The following is an 18,794-nucleotide window of genomic DNA, read 5'->3' as shown; positions in this document are numbered from 1 at the left end:
GCTGAGTGCGGCACGGCGGGATTCGTCACGCGGGGTTGCGGCGGGAAGGGTGAGGCAACATACCTGAACAGTAAAAAATGTACTGCTACTCTTTGAATCTTCAAATGCTTACCTATAGTAGAAGCGGCTAATGCCGCGATGCACTGCGGCCAATCAGCCCGGCGGGACGCTGTTGCCGACCCGTGTGGCCTTCATGCGCATTAGAAGAGAAGGGGGGAATGGCATAGGAAAAGACAGGAAAAGTGTGGCAATGGAGTAAAGAACCAGAAAAGTTCGTACTCCACCGGATGCATGATCGACTCGGACTCGTGTATTTATAGCCACGCCGAACTGCCTTTCTCGCGTCATTCGTGGCATAGTTCGATCGATTACCACATAAGGAGCAATCAAATGCCCACTTTAGAGCAAATTCAGGCAAAGCTTCGAAAGCTTCAGGCGCAAGCTGACGTTCTTATTGCCAGGAAAGCACAAGCGGCTGTCGACCAGATTCGCGACCTGATGCTTAAACATGGCCTCACTACTGCGGATATCGAAGCGCGCGCAAAGGCAAGACGTGCCGCCCGAGGTTTGAACGGCCATGCTGGTAATGGCAAGGCGAAAGCCGCGGGCGCCGGCAAGGCGATTGCAAAGTACCGCGACCATAAAACCGGTGCGACCTGGACGGGTCATGGCCGCGCGCCGGGTTGGATTGCCGGCGTGAAAGACCGCACTCAATTCCTGATCGAAGGCGCGAGCGAACTGAAGTCGGCGGCAAAGGCTGCTCTTACTCATGCGAAAGCGAGTAAAGGTCAGCCGAAAGGCGCGCAACCGCCCAAGTACATCAATCCGAAAACGGGCGCTACGTGGAGTGGCCGCGGTCCGGCGCCGGCATGGCTTGCCACGGTCAAGGACCGCACCAGATTCCTGATCGATGGCGCGTCGGCAACGGTGGCCGATGCCGGTCAGCAGGCCGCAAAGAAGGCCGGCAAAGTGAAGTCGGCGGCTAGCGGCGTAGCAGGCAGGAAAGCTGCAGCCCGAAAGGTCGTCGCAAAGAAAGCGGTAACGGCCAAAAAGACGGCTGCAAAGAAAGCCACCGCGGCAAGCGTGAAAGTAGCGGCAAAGAAAAGCGCGGCAAAGAAAAGCGCGGCAAAGCCGGCCGCGAAGAAAACTGCCGCGACCAAAGCGGCAAGGAAAGCGCCGGTTCGCAAGAGCGCAGCCACAAGCAAAGCCGCCGCGACAGGTGCTGCGGCAACGCCGCAAGCCTCGGCCGCGCCAGCCAGCGCATGAGCGTAACGGAGTCGTGAAGTAGATGACCAGCACGCTCGAATCACGCCAGCAGGAAGACCAGGTCGTCCTGCTGGACGGCATTCCTCGTCCGGCAGAAGATGCCGCTGAACCGTTCATTGTTGCCAGTGACCGCCGGGTTATTGTCGCTTATCCGATTGCGGAATCCGACTTTGAACGGTTCGGACCATTCGATGCCGAGGACGATCCTTTCTGCACGGTGCTATTTCCGGACGCGGTGTTTCATCGCCTGGGTCCGCCCGGCGACGGCGATCTCGACATTCATCCGCTCGCTTCGCAAGGACTGATGGGTTACTCGGTTCACGAAGTCATCCATTCGTCGCTTGCTGGCGAGCTTGCCGAGGTTGCATCGGTAGGGCCTGCAAAGCGCCATTTCGTCATTACGTTTCAGGCGTCCACGTTCGAGTGCGTGGCGTCGGACTATACCGTGGTCGGTGTCTACGGCGCGGGTGAAATTGCCAGCCGGGAAGCATTCGCGCTGGTCAGGTAATGACGCCGAGTAGCAAGGCGCGGGCCTGCAACGGGCACGCGCAATGCGTCCTGCGTTCGTCGTAAAGGCCGGACCGGGATCCGGGTTTCCGTCAAACCGCAGGGCGCGCATGCGGCGCGTCTCGCCGAATAGCATCGAGGCCACGCATGCTGGCAATTCCCATTACCGCCTTCGCCACGCTCGTCATCATATTGGTGATTGCCAATTTATCGAGCGGTGAGAAGAAGATCGAACATAAGATCGAACGCCTCTATGCGAGCGACGATCCGCAATTCCTTCGCTCAATGGGTTTGTTGCTCGGGCCGCCGGTCATCTCGGGCAATCGCTTCGAGATGCTGCTCAATGGCGACCGTATTTTTCCTTCCATGCTGGAGGGCATCCGCAGCGCGCGTCAAACCATCACGTTTGAAACCTTCATTTACTGGTCCGGCGAAATTGGCGAACAGATTGCACAGGCGCTCGCGGATAAAGCGCGCGAAGGTGTCGCGGTGCATGTACTGCTCGACTGGGTCGGTTCGTCGAAAATGGACAAGCGCTATCTGAGTCTGCTTCGCGACGCGGGCGTGGAGGTGATTCAGTATCACAAGCCTCACTGGACCGGCCTTGGCCGCATGAACGACCGCACGCACCGCAAACTGCTGGTGATAGACGGGCGTATTGGCTTCACGGGTGGTGTGGGTATTGCGCCGGAGTGGACCGGTCACGCGGAAAATGAAAAGCATTGGCGCGACACGCATTTCCGTGTGGCGGGTCCGGTGGTCGGCCATATGCAGGCCGTGTTCATGGACAACTGGGTCAAGGCTACCGGCAATGTGCTGCACGGTCCCGCCTATTTCCCCGATATCGAGCCAATGGGCGACGGGCTCGCGCATATGTTCAGCAGTTCGCCTTCGGGCGGCAGCGACGATATGCAATTGATGTATCTGATGGCGATTACGGCGGCCACGCACTCCATTCATCTGGCGAGCGCCTATTTCGTTCCCGACAAGCTCACTATCAACGCCATTGTCGAAGCGGCGAAGCGCGGCGTGAAAGTGCGGATCATCACGCCCGGAAAACGCATCGATACACACACCGTGCGCGAAGCATCGCGCGCGTGCTGGGGCGATCTGCTGAAAGCGGGCGTGGAAATGTTCGAATATCAGCCGACCATGTTTCACTGCAAATTGCTGGTGGTGGACGAATACCTGGTGTCGGTCGGCTCCACCAATTTCGACAGCCGTTCATTCAAGCTCAACGACGAAGCGAATCTGAACATTTATGACCGCGACTTCGCGAAGCAGCAGACCGCCATTTTCGCCGACGATTTAACGAAGTCGCAGCAGGTGACGCTCGAAGCATGGACACATCGCCCGTTCACTGAAAAGCTGATCGAAAAGTTCGTGCCGCTGCTGGATACGCAGTTATAACGAAGCAATACAAGCGCTAATTGCCCGGATTCAGCACCGGTTTATCCGGGTCCGCAAGCGTCCTGTACGGGAGTTGTGCCGCATGCGGATCGTTCGTCGTGTCGTCGATCACGCGCTCGACGTCCGCGGTTTTTGCGAGCTCGGTGAAAAAGCCCTGCTTGTCGAAACCCGGTGCGACGCAGCCTTGTACATAAATGAAGCGGCGTTGCAGCGTCAGCCACAGCGTCGACTGTTCGCGCCAATGCGTGGCGAAATTGATGTTGGTGAGGCGCCGCTGCACGGCGTCGGCGATTTCCACGTCGTACAGGTACGCATTCGACAAACGGCAGCGGCCTTCCACCCAACAGCTATTGCCGCGCTCGATGCGGTAATGGCTGTCGTCGAGCCATTCCTGCTCCGTTTCGAGCGGGCCCAAAGGCACAGGACAGCCGCTAACCGCGTTGGAGATCTGAAAGAACGGATCGTGGCCGCGATTCAGACGCGGCGGTTCGGCATGCGCGCCAGTGGCGGCGAATCCGAAGCCGAAACCGAAACTGAAACCCATCAGCAGACCCGCTAGCCGCGCCTGGATCGCGTGTTTCATCCTGATCAACTCCGGGTGTTGGGTGTGCGCCGGTTCTCGACCGCGAACTTGATCAGCTCGGCCTGACCTTCAATATCGAGCTTGCGTTTCAGATTCAACCGGTGCGTTTCCACGGTACGCACGGAGAGGTCATTGCGTTGAGCAATCTGCTTGCTCGACAGGCCTTCGGCGAGCGCGTCGAGAATGTCGCGCTCGCGTGGCGTGAGCCGTTCGACCGGCGATTGCGTCGCGGAGGCCTGAATCAGACGTGCCCCCAATCCCGCGCTGAAAAACGACTTGCCTTCCAGCACGGCGCCGATTGCCTGAATGATTTCGGTGGCCGGCGAGTCCTTGAGCACGTAGCCGCTGGCGCCCGCGCGGACCGCCTGGGTCACGTACTCGAGATTGTCGTGCATGGACAGCATGAGAACGCGAATCGCCGGAAAGCGTTCGTGAAACATGCCGGCCAGCGCGATGCCGTTCATCCCGTTCATGCCGACGTCCATCAGCACGAGATGGGGCTCCGCGCTCGCGGCGAGGGCGAGCGCTTCCTGCGCATTGGCGGCTTCGCCGACTACTTCGAGGTTGCGCACTGCTTCGAGCCGCGCGCGCAGACCGTCGCGTACGAGCGGATGGTCGTCGACGAGAATCAGGCGGGCAATAGCGGGTGAGGTGTCGTTCATGATCAGGTTTCCTGCAAGGCCGGCCATGTCGGCTCGGTCGATCCCAGCGGCACGCGTGCGGTGACGAGGGTGTGGCCGGCTTGTGAGCTGAGCGACAGTGTGCCGCCCAGCGCTTCGAGCCGTTCGCGCATATTGCGTAGTCCCACGCCCGAGCGCCGGCCGACGAAGGCATGCGCCACGTCGAAGCCGCGCCCGTTGTCCGCGATGCTCAGCGTGACGGCCTCGCTCGACACTTCCAGTGTGAGTGCCGCGCTCGACGCCTGCGCGTGACGTACGATATTCGTCAGCGCCTCCTGGGCGATCCGGAACAGCACGGTATTGACCGTGTCCGGCAACACCGCCGCATGGGTGTGGGCGATCTGTGTAAAGCCGATCGCGATGCCGGACTGCTCGCTGAGTTCGCGCGTGAGTTGTTCCAGCGCGGCCGCCGCACCGAGGTCGTCCAGCATCGACGGACGCAGCGCGTGAGAAATGCGCCGCACTTCGCGCAAGGTGTCGCCGAGCCGCGTGAGGCTGGTGGTGAGCGCGGCTTCGGCCGCGGGCACGCGCACTTCGCTGCGCTCGAAGCGCGCCAGCGCGGATTCGAGCAGCAGCTTGACGGACACCATCATCTGGCTGATGCCGTCGTGCAGTTCACGCGACAGGCGCGCCCGTTCGTTTTCCTGCGACTCCACCACCTGCTGCGCAAGCCGTTTCAGTTTGGCGTCCGCGCTGCGATATTCGGTCACGTTGAGCACGAGCGCGCACAGCGCGATCACGGCGAGTCCGGCCACGGCGATCGCGTCGATCCATTTCATCGTACGATCGATGTTGGCCGCCGCGCGTTCGTCGATATGCGCGAGCGTGCTGTCCACGTCGTCGAGATAGATGCCGGTGCCGATCATCCAGCCCCAGCGTTCCAGCGGCACCACGTAGCCGAGTTTCGACGCCACCTTGCCCGTGGACGGACGATGCCACAGGTAGCGCACATAGCCGCCGCCATGCGAGGCCGCGGCGAGCAGTTGTTGGATGGTCAGCGCGCCTTGCGCATCGCGCAGCGCCCAAAGGTCGCGCCCCACGAGGTCGGGCTCGCGCGGATGCATCAGCGAACGGCCATGCATGTCATACACGAAGAAGTAGCCGTCCTCGCCGAAGTCCATCTTCTTCAGAGTCTCGAGCGCGCGCGTACGCAGCATTGCGTCGTCGCGCGCATTGTCCTGGCCGGCGTTGTAGAGCGGCGCGATCGCGGTGGTGGCAAGCTCCACGTAATGCTTGAGCTCTATTTCCTTGCTGGCCATGTACGCGGCCTGGGTGGTCGCGTGCTGCGTCTCGGCGAGCGCCGTGGCTTCCCGGCGCACCCCGGTTTCGATGCTGGCGATGGCGGCCAGAAAGGGCACGATGGCCAGCAGGACAATCTTTGCTTTGAGTTTCATCGTTGAAAAAACGGCCGACGGGCTACGTAGTATTACGTAGCCGGCTTACGTAGTTGCGCGCTTGTAAGGACGCTTACGAAGGCGAATACTACATCCCCGCGGCGTAGTGCGCCTTGTGGGCGGTTGCGCCTGCCGCCGCGCGCTTGCGCGGCGCAAAGAGCACATTCCGGTTTTGCCGACTAATATCAGGTAACCGGTTTCCGCGTGCCGGACCACGAATCGTGGCACGCGGCTTCAATAATAGACTTAGGAGAAGTTTGTGGAGACCTCCCAACCTGCCGGCCGTTCATGGCTATGGCTGATCCTGCTGATCCCGTATATCGCGTTGTTGTGGCTGCCGTTTTATAACGACACGCGTCCTTCGTTCGCCGGCTTTCCGTTCTTCTACTGGTATCAGTTCTTGTGGGTGCCGTTGACCTCGCTACTGATTTACGTCGTGTACCGAGGTGTGAAATGAGCGATCTGAATCCTGTGAATCCGGTTGCGATGACCGTCTTTATCGCGTTCTTCGTTCTCGTCACCGTGATCGGCTTCTTTGCCGCGCGCTGGAAACGGGGCGATCTCACGCAGTTGCACGAATGGGGCCTCGGTGGCCGCCAGTTCGGCACGGTCATTTCGTGGTTCCTCGTGGGCGGCGACTTCTATACCGCTTATACGGTGATTGCGGTGCCCGCGCTGGTCTATTCGGTGGGTGCGTATGGCTTCTTTGCGTTGCCGTACACGATCATCGTCTATCCGTTCGTGTTCGCGGTAATGCCGAAACTGTGGAAGATCGCGCACGCGAAAAACCACATCACGGCAGCGGACTACGTGCAGGGCGAATATGGCGGCAAGTGGTTTCCGGCAGCGGTCGCCGTGACCGGCATTATCGCGACGATGCCGTATATCGCGCTGCAACTGGTGGGCATGCAGGTGGTGATCAAGGGGCTCGGCGTGACCGGCGAAATGCCGCTGATCGTCGCCTTCGTGATTCTCGCGCTCTATACCTACGCGAGCGGCCTGCGCGCGCCGGCCATGATCGCGTTCGTGAAGGACATCATGATCTACATCGTCGTGATCGCGGCGGTGTGGCTGATTCCGGCCAAACTCGGCGGCTATGCGCATGTGTTCGACGCGGCCGATACGTATTTCAAGGCCAAGGGTGGCGCGACCGGCATCATACTGAAGCCGACGCAGTTCACCGCGTATGCGTCGCTCGCATTGGGCTCGGCGCTGGCGGCGTTCATGTATCCGCATACGATGACCGCGGTGCTGTCGTCCTCCTCGGCGAATACGGTGCGCAAGAACGCGATCTTCCTGCCGGCGTACACGCTGCTGCTGGGTCTGATCGCGTTGCTCGGCTATATGGCGATCGCGGCCGGCGTGCATGTGAAGTCGGCCTCGGACATGGTGCCGGCGCTGTTCAACACGCTGTTCCCGTCGTGGTTCGTCGGCTTTGCGGCGGCGGCGATTGCGATCAGCGCGCTGGTGCCGGCGGCCATCATGTCGATCGGCGCGGCCAATCTGTTCACGCGCAATTTGTGGCGTCCGCTCGTTTCGCCGAATATCTCGCCTGAAGGCGAGGCCTCCACGGCGAAGATCGTTTCGCTCGTCGTGAAGTTCGGCGCGCTGCTGTTCATCGTGTTCCTGCCGACGCAATACGCGATCGACCTGCAACTGCTGGGCGGCGTGTGGATTCTGCAGATCTTCCCGGCAATCGTGTTCTCGCTGTACACACGTCGTTTGAACACGCCGGGTCTGTTCCTCGGCTGGCTGGTCGGGATTGTGATCGGCAGCGGGCTGGCGATTTCCCAAGGCCTCAAGCCGGTGTTCGCGCTGCATCTCGGCGATGCGGTCTATCCGGTGTATATCGGCCTGATCGCGCTGGTGGCCAATATCGTCGTGAGTTTTGTCGTGTCGGTTCTGTCGCCGCGCAGAGTGGTGGCTACTGCCTGACGGATTGACGGTCTGGTAGAAGAACGCCGCGAACTTCGCTGTTCGCGGCGTTTTTTATTGTGGGCGCCGTTCGGTCGTGCAAAGGCGCTCAGGTGTTTCACGCGTCGGCCCAACGGCGTAGCAGATTGTGATAGATGCCGGTGAGGCTGACCACGGTGGCATCGTTCGAACCTTTCTCGGCGGCGAGGCGCTGCACGTCGTTGTCGAGTTGAAACAGCGTTGCGCGCTCGCCGTCGTCGCGCACCATGCTTTGAATCCAGAAGAACGACGCGACCCGCACGCCGCGCGTGACCGGGCTCACGTGGTGCAGGCTCGAAGCGGGGTAGAGCACCATGTCGCCGGCGGGCAACCTGGCGCGATGTACGCCGTAGGTGTCTTCGATACAGAGCTCACCGCCTTCATAAGTGTCCGGTTCCGCAAGAAAAAGCGTGGCGGACAGATCGCTGCGAATGCGGAAGTCGGTGCCGCGCAACTGGCGGATCGCATTGTCCACGTGTGTGGCGAAACCGTCACCGCCCGCGTAGCGGTTAAAGAGCGGCGGGAAAACTTTCAGCGGCAATGCGGCGGAAAAGAAGCGCGGATTGCGGCCGAGCGCGTCCTGAATCGCATCGCCAACGGCGCGCGCGGCGGCCGAGCCTTCGGGCAGTTGCTGGTTGCGCTTGGCCTGCGCCGACTGTTCGCCGGAAGTCACGTTGCCGTCGATCCATTGCGCCGCGTCCAGCACCTCGCGACATTGCGCGACCTGCTGTTTGCTGAGCACGCCTTGCAGATGCAGCATCATGCGCGTGACTCCCGAGCCGGGCGCGTCGCGGCGTCGATGTCGCGGGCCAGCGCGCGAAACGCGCTCACCGGCGAGGCGGCGAGCCACGTGTGCATCTTCGCGACGAACGCCACGGTTGCCGTATGCGGCACGCGCCGCAACCAGTACAGCGCGTTGTCGATTTCGCCGCGTTCGGCCAGCAGCCGCGCATAGTTGAACTGGCCGCGAAAATCGCCGCCTTCCGCCGCGCGGCGGTAATAGTCGAGCGCGATGGCGGCGTCGGCCTCGACTGCCCAGCCGTCCTCGTAAAAGCTGCCGATGAAGTTGATGGACTTCACGTGGCCGAGTTCGGCCGCGTGCCTGAACCACTGCAATGCCTGCGCGCGATCGCATTCGACACCGTTGCCGAGCGCCAACGCCGACGCATAGTTGTACATGCCCCAATCGAGCCCGGCTTGCGCGGCGAGCCGATACCAGTACACCGCGACGGGTGCGCAGGCGGCAACGCCCCAGCCATGTTCGTAGCAGCGGCCGAGCATGTTCATCGCCATAGGATGATCGCGGCGTGCCGCGTGGCGAAACCATGTCACGGCTTCTTCGGCATTGCGTTCGACGCCGTGGCCGTCGAGCAGATACTGGCCGTACGCGGCCTGTGCTTCGACAATGCCGTTGTGCGCCGCCGCCGCGACCCACGCGGCGGCTTGCACGGGCGGCCCGGCGAGAATCGCGGCGAACTCGTCGTGCGACACGCTCGCCAGCGCTTTCAAGGTCACCTGTTCCATCCGGCGCTGCTCAGTAGTGAGCGTTCAGCGTCAGGAACGCGGAGCGTCCCGCCGCGATCGACGCATAGTGAGCCGGATACGCCTGATCGTAGTAAGTCCGGTTGAAGATGTTCTGCACGTTCAGTTGCAGATCGACCTTCTTGTTGATCCGGTACGCCGCCATTCCGTCGAAGCGCCAGTAGGACGGTACCGCGCGCAGGTTCGCCGTGTCGCCGTACACCTGCGACATGTAGAACGCGCCGCCGCCGATGGTGAATTTCGGCAGCACGTCGTAGTTGGTCCACAGGCTGATGCTGTTCTTCGGCGTGTTCGGGAACTGGTGGCCGTTGTCCGACGTGGTCCTGCCGTTGTCGCGCAACTCGCTTTTCATATACGTGTAGCCGCCGAATACCTGCCACTTGTTCGTCAACTGGCCGGCCACGCCGAATTCGAAACCTTGCACACGCTTGTTGCCGACCATCGCGTACTCGTTGTTCGGCAACGTGACGCGCGCATTGGTCGTGTCGATCTGGAACAGTGCTCCGGTCAGCGAGAGCTTGTTGTTCAGCACATTCCACTTGGTGCCGAGTTCAACGCTGCGATTCTTTTCCGGCGAGAGCTGGTCGGCGTTCGCGCCGACACCGCCACGGCCGGGCGTGAGCGACTGCGTTTCGCTGCCCTGGCCGAGCAGCGCACCGGCCGGCGTCGACGAAGTCGCGATCGATGCATAAATGCTGCCGTTCGAGGCCGGTTTGAAGACGAGACCGAACTGGTAGTTAAATAACGTGTCGTCGCGCGAGACGCTGTTGCCGCCGTTGGCCTTCGTGTTGCGGAAGTCGGTCGAGTAATCGTCGACGCGCAGGCCAACGTTGGCTTGCCAACGTTGGGTCAGCTCCATCGTATCGAATGCATACAGCGATTTGGTGACCGTGCGCTGTCTGCTCGGGTCATTCGTCTGGTTCACCGCACCCGCCCACGGGTCGTTCGGATTCGGCGTCCACAAACTCGTGCAGTTATAGCCCGACGCCGCGCCGATACCTTTGGTCCTGCAGATCGCGCCGGTTGCCGCGGCCACGGTGTAGGAGTCGTTCATGCTGGTTTCGCGCGAGAGTTCGAGGCCGGTGGTGAAGCTGTGCTTCAGGAAACCCGTCTTGAACTCGCCGAACAGTTCGGTCTGGTTCGCCAGACTGTAGACGTCGCTGGCACGCGTGTTCGCGCGGCGCCACACCATGCCGTTCACCACGTTGCCCTGGCTGTCGTCCGGCTGGGTCCAGATGTAGTCCTGGGTCGACTTCGTATAGCGCGTGGTGTTGCGGATCGTCAGATCGCTGTTGATGTCGTGCTCGATGCGCAGCGTGCCGACGTCCGAGGTCGTCTTGCGGAAATCGCGGTCGATCAGGCCGTAGAAGTTGTGACGGTCCACGTCGGCGGGATAGATCGTGCCGACGTTGGCCGGCTTGTTGGTGGTCGTGTAGAAGTACGGAATACCGCTGTCGGGCAGGTCGTCCGTCGTGAGGTGGTAGTAGCTCGCCGTCACGCGGGTCGGCGTGCCGAGGCCGTAAGTGAACGACGGCGCAATGCCCCAGCGTTCGTTGTTGACGGCGTCGCGGCCGGCTACGTCGTTGTTGTGGCTCATCACGTTCAGGCGGAATGCCGCGTGATCGGCCATCTGCCAGTTGCCGTCGGCGGTGAAGCGGCGGTAGCGGTCGGTGCCGAGGCCCGCGCTGCCGTCGGCGGAGTTGCCCAGATGCGGGGTCTTGGTGATCAGGTTGATGCTGCCGCCCGCGCCGCCGCGCCCGCCGTATGCGCCGTCCGAGCCCTTGGTCACTTCGATGCTCTCGATGTTGAACACTTCGCGGGTCGTGGCGCCGATGTCGCGCATGCCGTCGACAAAGGTACTGCCCTGCGCGTCGTAGCCGCGAATGAAGGGCCGGTCGCCGAGCGGGTTGCCGCCTTCGCCGGCACCGAACGTGATGCCCGGCACGGTGCGCAGTGCTTCGGTCAGCGTCGATGCGCCGGTGCTCTGGATCAGCTCCTGCGGGATCACGGTCACCGACTTCGGCGTATCGAGCAGCGGCGCGGTGAATTTCACCGAAGCCGAATGATCCGTCTTGAAGCCGTGGTCCGCTTGGCCCTGTACGGCGATCGGCTCGAGCCGGCCTTCCTTGTCGGGTGGCGCCGTGCCCGCCGTGCTTTGTGCGAAGGCAGGGCCGGCAGCCAACATGCTGCACAACGCAGTGCTGATTTTGCTGAGCTTCGGTTCGTCGGACCGCAACTTCATTTTTTGTTCCCCGTCGAGTGGTTGACCGGGAAGGCATCGCATTCCTTACCCGGGCGTTTCGAATTTATTACAAAGTGTTTTCGACGAGCATTCTATGCAATCTGGCTGTAATTGAGAAGCGTTCGCAATTAAAATTTTGAGATATCTGGAAGCCGGCAGGGTCGGAGAAAGGAGTGTTCGCCGCAAGATCTCAAGATTTGGGCGACGTAAGCTGCAAGTTGGCGGCTGTAACGGAAGACTTTAGACCAGTATTTCGACTGAATGCGTGGCGCGCAGCGTGTCCGGCGTTCGGGCCCAGGATTCGTCGCGAATCGTTTCGATCAGGCAATCGATGAAGCAACTCGCCGCCGCATCCGTGGGCTCACCGGCGCGCGTGATGATCCCGACTGTCGAATCGTCGAGCTGTTCCCGAACGGGAATCGCGCACAGGCCGTCGCGAGCCGCGCACAACTCGATGAGCGGCCACGGAAAGATGCTCACCATGTCCATGCGCTTGAGCAGCGGCAGGGCGACCGTCAACGAGTGAAGAAAGTGAATACTGCGCGGCGCGCGCAGGCCGTGCCGCACGAACATCCTGTATGGCGCCTGTCCTTCTGTTTCGGAGTCCAGTGCAACGAGCCAGTCGAGATCGAGCAGATCGGTCAGCGACCGGCTGTCCGCACGCGGATGATCCTGCCGTGCGACGATCGCGAGGCTCGAAGAAAACAGCGGCCGGTAGTTGAACTCGCAGCCGGCCGTTCCCGGCGATTGCCTGCCGACGAAGATGTCGAGGCTGCCGTCGCGCAATCGCGGGTTGGCGATGGCGAGCAAGCCTTCGAATACCTCCAGCTGGATATCCGGCATCCTTTCGCGAAAGCGCGCAGCCGCCTCCGGAAGAAACGTCATCGCCACCCATGCCGTCACGGCAATGGAGAGGCGTCCGCGGGGATCGCCGCGCATCGCGTCGACAGCTTGATGGGCACGCGTCATTTGCGCGACGATAAGCCGCGCATGAGCCAGCAGTGTCTGGCCACTCGCCGTCATTGTCACGCCTGATGAGGTACGCGCGACGAGCTGCATTCGCACGGCTTCTTCCAGATACTGAAGACTCTGAGTGACCGCCGCGGGCGAGGAATTGAGCAGCCTCGCGGCCCCGCGAACGCTGCCCGCGTCTGCGATGGCAACAAGCGCACGTAACTGATGAATTTTCATTTTGATTGAGTGGTTCGTGCGGCATGCGGCAGCGTGTTCACCTCTGCTTTACGCGTTCACCCGCACAAGCCGTTTTCGCGCAGGCGACGCCGGGATATCGTGACAGCACTATCACAACTTCCAGCCCCCGAGGTGTTTCACATCATGCCGCTCGCCGAAGTCTCCATGCTCCTGTTCCATCTGTCAATTCGCGATGCGGATCAAAAGATGTTCGCTCATGCATAGTGGTTGGAGCGGTGGACACTGAAGCGGTCGTCCGATGCATTTCCGGCTATCTTCCCCGGTTGAAGTATCAAGCACAGGAGTGCAAAGATGACTCTCCCTGCGACTATTGCGCGCATGAAAGTGAGTGGACGGGATTCAGTCTCCCGCTTGCCTCACGACGAAGCCGCACTGCCTGTGCGTCACGGCTCGAATCCTGTTCAGCCGAACGCCGTTCATCACTCGGGCTATGCGTTGGTGCTCGATTCGCTCACGCGTTTGCACAATCGCGTCTATATTGCCGAGTGCCTTCAGCAGTTGCTGAAATCGCCGCGCGCCGCGCGCGTTGGGGTACTGTTCATCGACCTCGACGGCTTCAGCAAGATCAACGACATCGGTGGCTACGATCTCGGCGACAGCATTCTGCGCGACGCCGCGAGCCGGCTCGCCGGCCTGATGGATCAGCAAGGCCTGCTGGGACGCATCGGTAGCGACGGATTCCTCATCGTCGCCGACGACCACGGCAATCCGCTGACGCTCGTCGCATTCGCGCAGCGCATCCTCGACCTGTTTGCCGTGCCGTTCGAGGTTGCCGGCGCTGAGTATTACCTGGGCGTGTCGATCGGCATGGCCCGCTCTGTTCATGACACTCGCGACGCCTCCGCGCTGATTCGCGACGCCGGCTCCGCCATGCGTCGCGCGAAGCAGAGCGGCCGCGCGGAATTTTTCAACAAAGACATGCAAGACCAGTTGCAACGCCGCTTCAGGATCGAAACGTTATTGCGCCACGCGCGCGCCGCCGGCGAACTGAAGCTCGTTTATCAGCCGATAGTGGACAGCGCTTCGGGCGAGACGGTGGGCGCCGAAGCGCTGCTGCGCTGGACCAGCGGCGAATTGGGCGACGTCGCGCCCGCCGAGTTCATACCGGTTGCCGAGGAGGCGGGCCTGATGGAAAGCATCGGCGACTGGGTGCTGGAACAGGCCTGCGCCCAGGCCGGTCAATGGCGTTGGAGTTTTGCGCCGCATGTGGCTGTCTCCGTGAACATTTCGCCGCTGCAGTTCAACGAACATCTCGTGCGGCACGTTGCCGCGTGCCTCGAACGCAGCGGGCTCGACGCATCGGCGCTGCAACTGGAAATCACCGAGCGTGGGCTGATGCCGGACGAGCCGGCTGTGTCGGCGACCGTGGCGGCGCTTGTGAAACTCGGCGTCAGGCTCTCTATCGACGACTTCGGTACGGGCTATGCGTCGCTGTCGTATCTGAAACGCTTCGCCTTGCACAATCTGAAGATCGATCGCTCTTTCATTCAGAGCCTGCCGCACGATCGCGAGTCGGTTGCGATCACGCATGCCGTGGTGACAATGGCGCACGCCCTCGGCATGACGGCGACAGCCGAGGGCGTGGAAACGCGCGAGCAGGCAACGGCTCTCTTCGAGATGGGTTGCGACATGTTGCAGGGCTACCTGTTCAGCCGCCCCGCCAGTCCGGCTGAATTCGCCGACGCGTTGTCGGACGCGGACCTCGGCAATAAATGGTGCGCCGTGCCGCAAAGCAATCCTTAGCGATCCACACGCTGCTGCCATTGCGCTGGATAGCGATCGCCCGCCACTTCGATAGGCCGCAGCGCGGCTTCGATCGCGCTCAGGTCATCGGCCGACAGTTCGAGCGCGGCCGCGCCGACGTTTTCCTGCAGGCGATGCAGTTTGGTCGTCCCCGGAATCGGCACGATCCACGGCTTCTGGGCGAGCAGCCAGGCAAGCGCGATCTGCGCACGCGTGGCGCCCTTCGAGTCGGCGAGCCGGCCCAGCACTTCGACGAGGCCCGCATTGGCCTTGCGGTTTTCTTCGGAGAAGCGCGGCACGAGGTTGCGGAAGTCGGTTGCGTCGAAGGTGGTGTCCGCGTCGATCGCGCCGGTCAGAAAGCCCTTGCCGAGCGGGCTGAACGGCACGAAGCCGATACCCAGTTCTTCCAGGGTGGGCAGCACCTTGTGTTCAGGCTCGCGCCACCACAACGAATATTCGCTTTGCAACGCGGCCACCGGTTGCACCGCGTGTGCCCGGCGGATCGACAGCTCGCCCGCTTCGGACAAACCGAAGTGCTTCACCTTGCCTTCCCGGATCAGGTCCTTGACCGTGCCCGCGACATCTTCGATCGGCACGTTCGGATCGACGCGATGCTGGTAGAACAGGTCGATACGATCGGTCTTGAGGCGTTTCAACGAAGCGTCGGCCACGGCACGGATATTCTCGGGCCGGCTGTCGGTCGGTTTCTTCGTGTCGCCGTCCTGAAAGCCGAACTTGCTGGCGATCACGACGTGGTCACGAAACGGCGCCACGGCTTCGCCGACCAGTTCCTCGTTGACGAACGGCCCGTAGCACTCGGCGGTGTCGAAGAAGGTCACACCCTGCTCGTAAGCGGCCCGAATCAGTTGGATGCCGGCGGCTTTCTCCGTGGCGGGACCGTAGCCGAAGCTCAAGCCCATGCACCCGAGACCGATTGCCGACACTTCGAGACCGCCGTTGCCCAGTTTGCGTTTTTGCACGTCCTTTCTCCTTTGCGGATGCCGCGCGTGCCGCTCCGCCAGTAGAGGCGGACGCGTCGCGCGATGTTCATCGGCCTCAAGCTTAGGCTGATGTGCTCCGCTCAACAATACGGCTAGAATGGCAAGGGGTTATGAGGGGAATTCATCTATGCTGCGCGCCGGCCTGTCCGAACTCACTGCTTTCGTCGCGATTGCCCACCAGCGCAGCTTCAGCGCGGCGGCGCGCACGCTGGGCGTTTCGCCATCGGCGCTCAGCCATGCCATGCGTGGACTCGAGGCGCGTCTCGACGTGCGGCTCTTCAACCGCACGACCCGCTCGGTGGCATTGACCGAAGCGGGCGAACAGCTTCTGCGGCGCGTCGGCCCGGCGATCGCCGATCTCGAAGACGCCGTGAACGAAGCAGCTTCCGCGCGCAATCGCCCGTCGGGCTCGATCCGCATCAGCGCGTCCGAATCTGCGGCGAGACCGCTGGTTCAGCACGTGCTGCCCGGTTTCCTCGCGACCTATCCTGACATTCACGTGGAATTCGTCGTGGATACGCGGCTCGTGGATATCGTGGCCGACGGTTTCGACGCGGGCATCCGGGTCTTGCAGGACGTGCCGCGCGACATGATCGCCACGCGATTCGGCCCGGACATGCGGTTTATCGCGGTGGCTTCACCGGATTACGTGGCGCGCAACGGAAAGCCGAAGGCGCCGCACGATCTCGCGCGGCACCGCTGTATCCGCTTCCGTTTCGAGAGCGGCGCGCTCTACCGTTGGGACCTCGAATATCGCGGCAAAGGCGCCAGCGTCGACGTCGACGGTCCCATGACGCTCGGCAATCTGAACCTGATGGTCGAGGCGGCGCTGGCCGGCATCGGCATTGCCTGGGTGTCGGACCAGTTGGCGGCGGAGTATCTGGCTTCGGGCCGGCTCGTGCAGTTGCTTGCCGAATGGAGTCCTTCGTTTCCTGGACTGTGCCTCTATTACCCCGCCAATCGCCATCCGCCGACGGCGCTCCGGCTGTTCGCGCAGTCAGTGCGGGAGTGGGCGAAAGGCGAGGCTCGCGATTAGAACCGTTCCACGCTGAACGGCCGCGGGTCCACCACGGTGGCTTCGCCGGTCATCATTTCGGCAATCAGGCGGCCGGTTATCGGACCCAGCGTCAGCCCATGATGGGCGTGGCCGAATGCGAACCACAAGCCGTCGTGCTTTTGCGCGGGCCCGATGATCGGCATCATGTCCGGCGTGCAAGGGCGCCGGCCCATCCAGGGTTCGTCGTCCAGACGTTCGCCCAGCGGAAACAGCGTGCGGGCAATCGGTTCGACGGCGGCGAGTTGCGCCGGCGTTTTCGGCGCGTCGAGATCGGCGATCTCGGCGCCCGTCGTCAGGCGGATGCCGCGCGCCATCGGAGCCAGCACGTAGCCGCTCTCCGCATCGAGCACCGGGTGATGCAAACGGGCCGCCCCCTGCGGCGCGTAGTGCATGTGATATCCGCGCTTGACCGCCAGCGGCAGGCGATAACCCAATCGCGCAGTTGCCCGATCCGACCACGGCCCCAGTGCCACGACCGCGGATGAAGCCGAGATCGTTCCCGCATCCGTATCGACCTGCCAGCCGTCGCGAAGGGTGTCCGCGTCGCCGGTGAAAAACCGGCCGCCCAGCGCCTCGAAATACTTCGCATACGCGGTGACGAGCGCGTTGGGGTCGCTCACGGAATCGGATTGCGGATAGCGCACCCCGCCGAGGAGCGTCTTGTCGAGATCGGGTTCGAGCTGCTGCAGGCGCGCGGCGTCGAGCGCTTCGAACTCGATGTCGTATTCCCGATGCCACCGTTCGGCAACGCGCGTCTCGTCGTCCCGAACCGCTTCCGTGCGAAACACTTTCATCCAGCCGATCGGGCGCAGCAGCGCGCTCGCGCCGGCGTCGGCGGCGAGCGCGCGGTGCTCGCTCACGCAATGCTCGATCAGTGTGGCGTACGACTTCGCAATGGCGGCGTGTCTCGCCGGGTGAGAGTTGCGCCAGTATTGCCACAGGAACGGCGCGGTCCTGAAGATGGCGTCCGCATGGTAGCGAACGTCCGGCGACTGGTTGAGCGCGTAGCGAAGCAACGTGCCGAACCCGCGCGGAAATGCATACGGATAAACGCCCTCGCGCTGGATCAGCCCGGCATTGCCGAACGACGTCTCATTGCCGGGCAGCTTGCGATCGACCAGCGCGACCTGGCGGCCGCGTTTCTGCAGATGCACGGCAATGCACACGCCGACAATGCCCGCCCCGAGCACAACGGTATCGAATTTCATTCTATTTACGTGCCTCGCTTGAAGTCACTTTGTTCGAAGATTTCCGCGATCCAGTCGACAAACGTTCGGGTCGCGCCGCTTGCATTTCGACCATGCGGATACATGATCGAGACCGGCACCGCCGAAGATCGCGCGGTTGCCAGCACTTCTTTCAGACGTCCTGATTTCAGATAGGGCAGCGCGACGAACTCCGAGAGCTGGATGAGTCCGAGTCCTTCCAGTCCGCACTGCAGATAGGCCTCTGTTTCATTCACCGCGAAGCGGCTTTGCATGGCAATCGCGAGGTCTTCGCCCTGCACATGGAAGCGCCAGTCGAGCGGGCGGCCGGTCGCGTTCGAGATGTAGTTGACGGCGTGGTGATCGTTGAGCGCACTGACGGTTGCGGGCTCGCCATGCGCTTTCAGATAACGCGGCGAGGCGCAGGTGATCCAGCTCAGCTCGCCCAGCCGCTGGGCCGTCAGGCTCGAATCCGCCAGTTCGCCGGTGCGGATCACGCAATCGATGCCGTCGTAGATCAGATCCGCGGGCCGGTCGCTCAGACCCAGCACGAGCTCGATGCCGGGAAAGCGCTGGGCGAATTCGTGCAGCCTCGGCAATACCATTGCGCGGCCGATGACTCCCGGCATATCGGCGCGCACACGTCCGCGCGGGCTCGCAGTGTCGGCGGACAACTCGCCTTCCACTCGTGCGATCTCCGCGAGAATCGCCCGGCAGGACATGTAATACCGCTCGCCCGCGTCCGTCAGACTCAGCGTGCGGGTACTGCGGCGGAGCAGCGTGGTCCCCAGCTCCCGTTCGAGACTTTTGATGGTCGTGGTGACCGACGAACGAGGCAGCGAAAGTGTCTCCGCAGCCTTGCTGAAGCTCTGAGCCTCGACGATGCGTACGAAGGTCGCCATCGCTTGAAGTTTGTCCATGAACGGGCACCTGTCCGGGTTCGCGCAGCGCCGTCCACAGGCGCGTTGAGGCGGGCGTTCATCTTACATGGAGTCGTCC

At 62.3% G+C, this 18,794-nt stretch carries 17 protein-coding genes; 7 read left to right on the top strand and 10 right to left on the bottom strand.

Going from position 1 to position 18,794, the window contains the following annotated elements; translation table 11 throughout:
* Positions 1-390: 390 nt before the first annotated feature.
* The 3 genes from BXE_RS33010 to cls all read left to right on the top strand — a co-directional run bounded on the left by BXE_RS33010 (position 391) and on the right by cls (position 3,183).
* Complete coding sequence (locus tag BXE_RS33010; RefSeq protein WP_040124506.1) at positions 391-1,266, top strand: H-NS family nucleoid-associated regulatory protein; 876 nt, start codon at positions 391-393, stop codon at positions 1,264-1,266.
* A 22-nt stretch (positions 1,267-1,288) separates the two neighbouring features.
* Positions 1,289-1,774 (top strand): hypothetical protein, encoded by a 486-nt coding sequence (locus BXE_RS33005; protein WP_011492468.1) that lies wholly within the window; start codon positions 1,289-1,291, stop codon positions 1,772-1,774.
* 146 nt (positions 1,775-1,920) lie between these two features.
* Positions 1,921-3,183 carry a cardiolipin synthase gene (cls, locus tag BXE_RS33000; protein ID WP_011492467.1) on the top strand — a complete coding sequence of 421 codons (1,263 nt, stop codon included), beginning with the start codon at positions 1,921-1,923 and terminating at the stop codon, positions 3,181-3,183.
* 16 nt (positions 3,184-3,199) lie between these two features.
* Here cls and BXE_RS32995 read toward each other — a convergent pair whose 3' ends face one another.
* From BXE_RS32995 to BXE_RS32985, 3 genes are read right to left on the bottom strand one after another with little or no spacing between them, the layout of a single operon-like run.
* On the bottom strand, positions 3,200-3,766 hold the full coding sequence (locus BXE_RS32995) for a hypothetical protein (RefSeq protein ID WP_011492466.1): 567 nt from the start codon (positions 3,764-3,766) through the stop codon (positions 3,200-3,202).
* A 5-nt stretch (positions 3,767-3,771) separates the two neighbouring features.
* Complete coding sequence (locus tag BXE_RS32990) at positions 3,772-4,428, bottom strand: response regulator (protein ID WP_011492465.1); 657 nt, start codon at positions 4,426-4,428, stop codon at positions 3,772-3,774.
* Positions 4,429-4,430: 2 nt separating this feature from the next.
* Positions 4,431-5,840: a cache domain-containing protein gene (locus tag BXE_RS32985; RefSeq protein ID WP_011492464.1), complete on the bottom strand. Its 1,410-nt coding sequence runs from the start codon at positions 5,838-5,840 to the stop codon at positions 4,431-4,433.
* A 259-nt stretch (positions 5,841-6,099) separates the two neighbouring features.
* Between BXE_RS32985 and BXE_RS32980 the strand changes: the two genes are divergently transcribed.
* Both BXE_RS32980 and mctP read left to right on the top strand, forming a co-directional pair.
* Positions 6,100-6,297 (top strand): DUF3311 domain-containing protein, encoded by a 198-nt coding sequence (locus tag BXE_RS32980; protein ID WP_007177944.1) that lies wholly within the window; start codon positions 6,100-6,102, stop codon positions 6,295-6,297.
* Positions 6,294-7,775 carry a monocarboxylate uptake permease MctP gene (gene mctP, locus BXE_RS32975; protein ID WP_011492463.1) on the top strand — a complete coding sequence of 494 codons (1,482 nt, stop codon included), beginning with the start codon at positions 6,294-6,296 and terminating at the stop codon, positions 7,773-7,775. The genes BXE_RS32980 and mctP overlap by 4 nt, the downstream gene beginning before the upstream one ends.
* 97 nt (positions 7,776-7,872) lie before the next feature.
* On the opposite strand, the gene BXE_RS32970 is transcribed toward mctP, so the two are convergent.
* The 4 genes from BXE_RS32970 to BXE_RS32955 all read right to left on the bottom strand — a co-directional run bounded on the left by BXE_RS32970 (position 7,873) and on the right by BXE_RS32955 (position 12,768).
* Positions 7,873-8,556: a Fe2+-dependent dioxygenase gene (locus BXE_RS32970; RefSeq protein ID WP_011492462.1), complete on the bottom strand. Its 684-nt coding sequence runs from the start codon at positions 8,554-8,556 to the stop codon at positions 7,873-7,875.
* A complete protein-coding gene (locus BXE_RS32965; protein WP_011492461.1) occupies positions 8,553-9,317 on the bottom strand; it encodes a tetratricopeptide repeat protein in 765 nt (254 codons plus the stop codon). Before BXE_RS32965 ends, BXE_RS32970 begins: the two co-directional genes overlap by 4 nt.
* Before the next feature lie 10 nt (positions 9,318-9,327).
* On the bottom strand, positions 9,328-11,577 hold the full coding sequence (locus BXE_RS32960; protein ID WP_011492460.1) for a TonB-dependent receptor: 2,250 nt from the start codon (positions 11,575-11,577) through the stop codon (positions 9,328-9,330).
* Positions 11,578-11,817: 240 nt separating this feature from the next.
* Positions 11,818-12,768, bottom strand: a complete 951-nt coding sequence (locus BXE_RS32955; RefSeq protein ID WP_011492459.1) for a LysR family transcriptional regulator — start codon at positions 12,766-12,768, stop codon at positions 11,818-11,820.
* A gap of 312 nt (positions 12,769-13,080) precedes the next feature.
* Here BXE_RS32955 and BXE_RS32950 point away from each other — a divergent pair, with 312 nt between their 5' ends.
* Positions 13,081-14,532: a putative bifunctional diguanylate cyclase/phosphodiesterase gene (locus tag BXE_RS32950; protein WP_040124510.1), complete on the top strand. Its 1,452-nt coding sequence runs from the start codon at positions 13,081-13,083 to the stop codon at positions 14,530-14,532.
* On the opposite strand, the gene BXE_RS32945 is transcribed toward BXE_RS32950, so the two are convergent.
* Entirely contained in the window at positions 14,529-15,512 is a 984-nt protein-coding gene (locus BXE_RS32945) for an aldo/keto reductase (protein WP_011492457.1), read from the bottom strand. The two genes, BXE_RS32950 and BXE_RS32945, sit on opposite strands and share 4 nt — an antisense overlap.
* A 148-nt stretch (positions 15,513-15,660) precedes the next feature.
* On the opposite strand from BXE_RS32945, the gene BXE_RS32940 reads away from it, so the two are divergent.
* Positions 15,661-16,569, top strand: a complete 909-nt coding sequence (locus BXE_RS32940; RefSeq protein WP_011492456.1) for a LysR family transcriptional regulator — start codon at positions 15,661-15,663, stop codon at positions 16,567-16,569.
* Here BXE_RS32940 and BXE_RS32935 read toward each other — a convergent pair.
* Positions 16,566-17,798 carry an NAD(P)/FAD-dependent oxidoreductase gene (locus BXE_RS32935; protein ID WP_011492455.1) on the bottom strand — a complete coding sequence of 411 codons (1,233 nt, stop codon included), beginning with the start codon at positions 17,796-17,798 and terminating at the stop codon, positions 16,566-16,568. The genes BXE_RS32940 and BXE_RS32935 overlap by 4 nt on opposite strands.
* Before the next feature lie 5 nt (positions 17,799-17,803).
* Entirely contained in the window at positions 17,804-18,715 is a 912-nt protein-coding gene (locus BXE_RS32930; protein WP_011492454.1) for a LysR family transcriptional regulator, read from the bottom strand.
* Positions 18,716-18,794: the final 79 nt, after the last annotated feature.

The organism is Paraburkholderia xenovorans LB400, from assembly GCF_000013645.1.
GTDB lineage: Bacteria > Pseudomonadota > Gammaproteobacteria > Burkholderiales > Burkholderiaceae > Paraburkholderia > Paraburkholderia xenovorans.
Note: the sequence above shows the minus strand (reverse complement) of the source record. Positions and strands in the feature narration are given on the sequence as shown.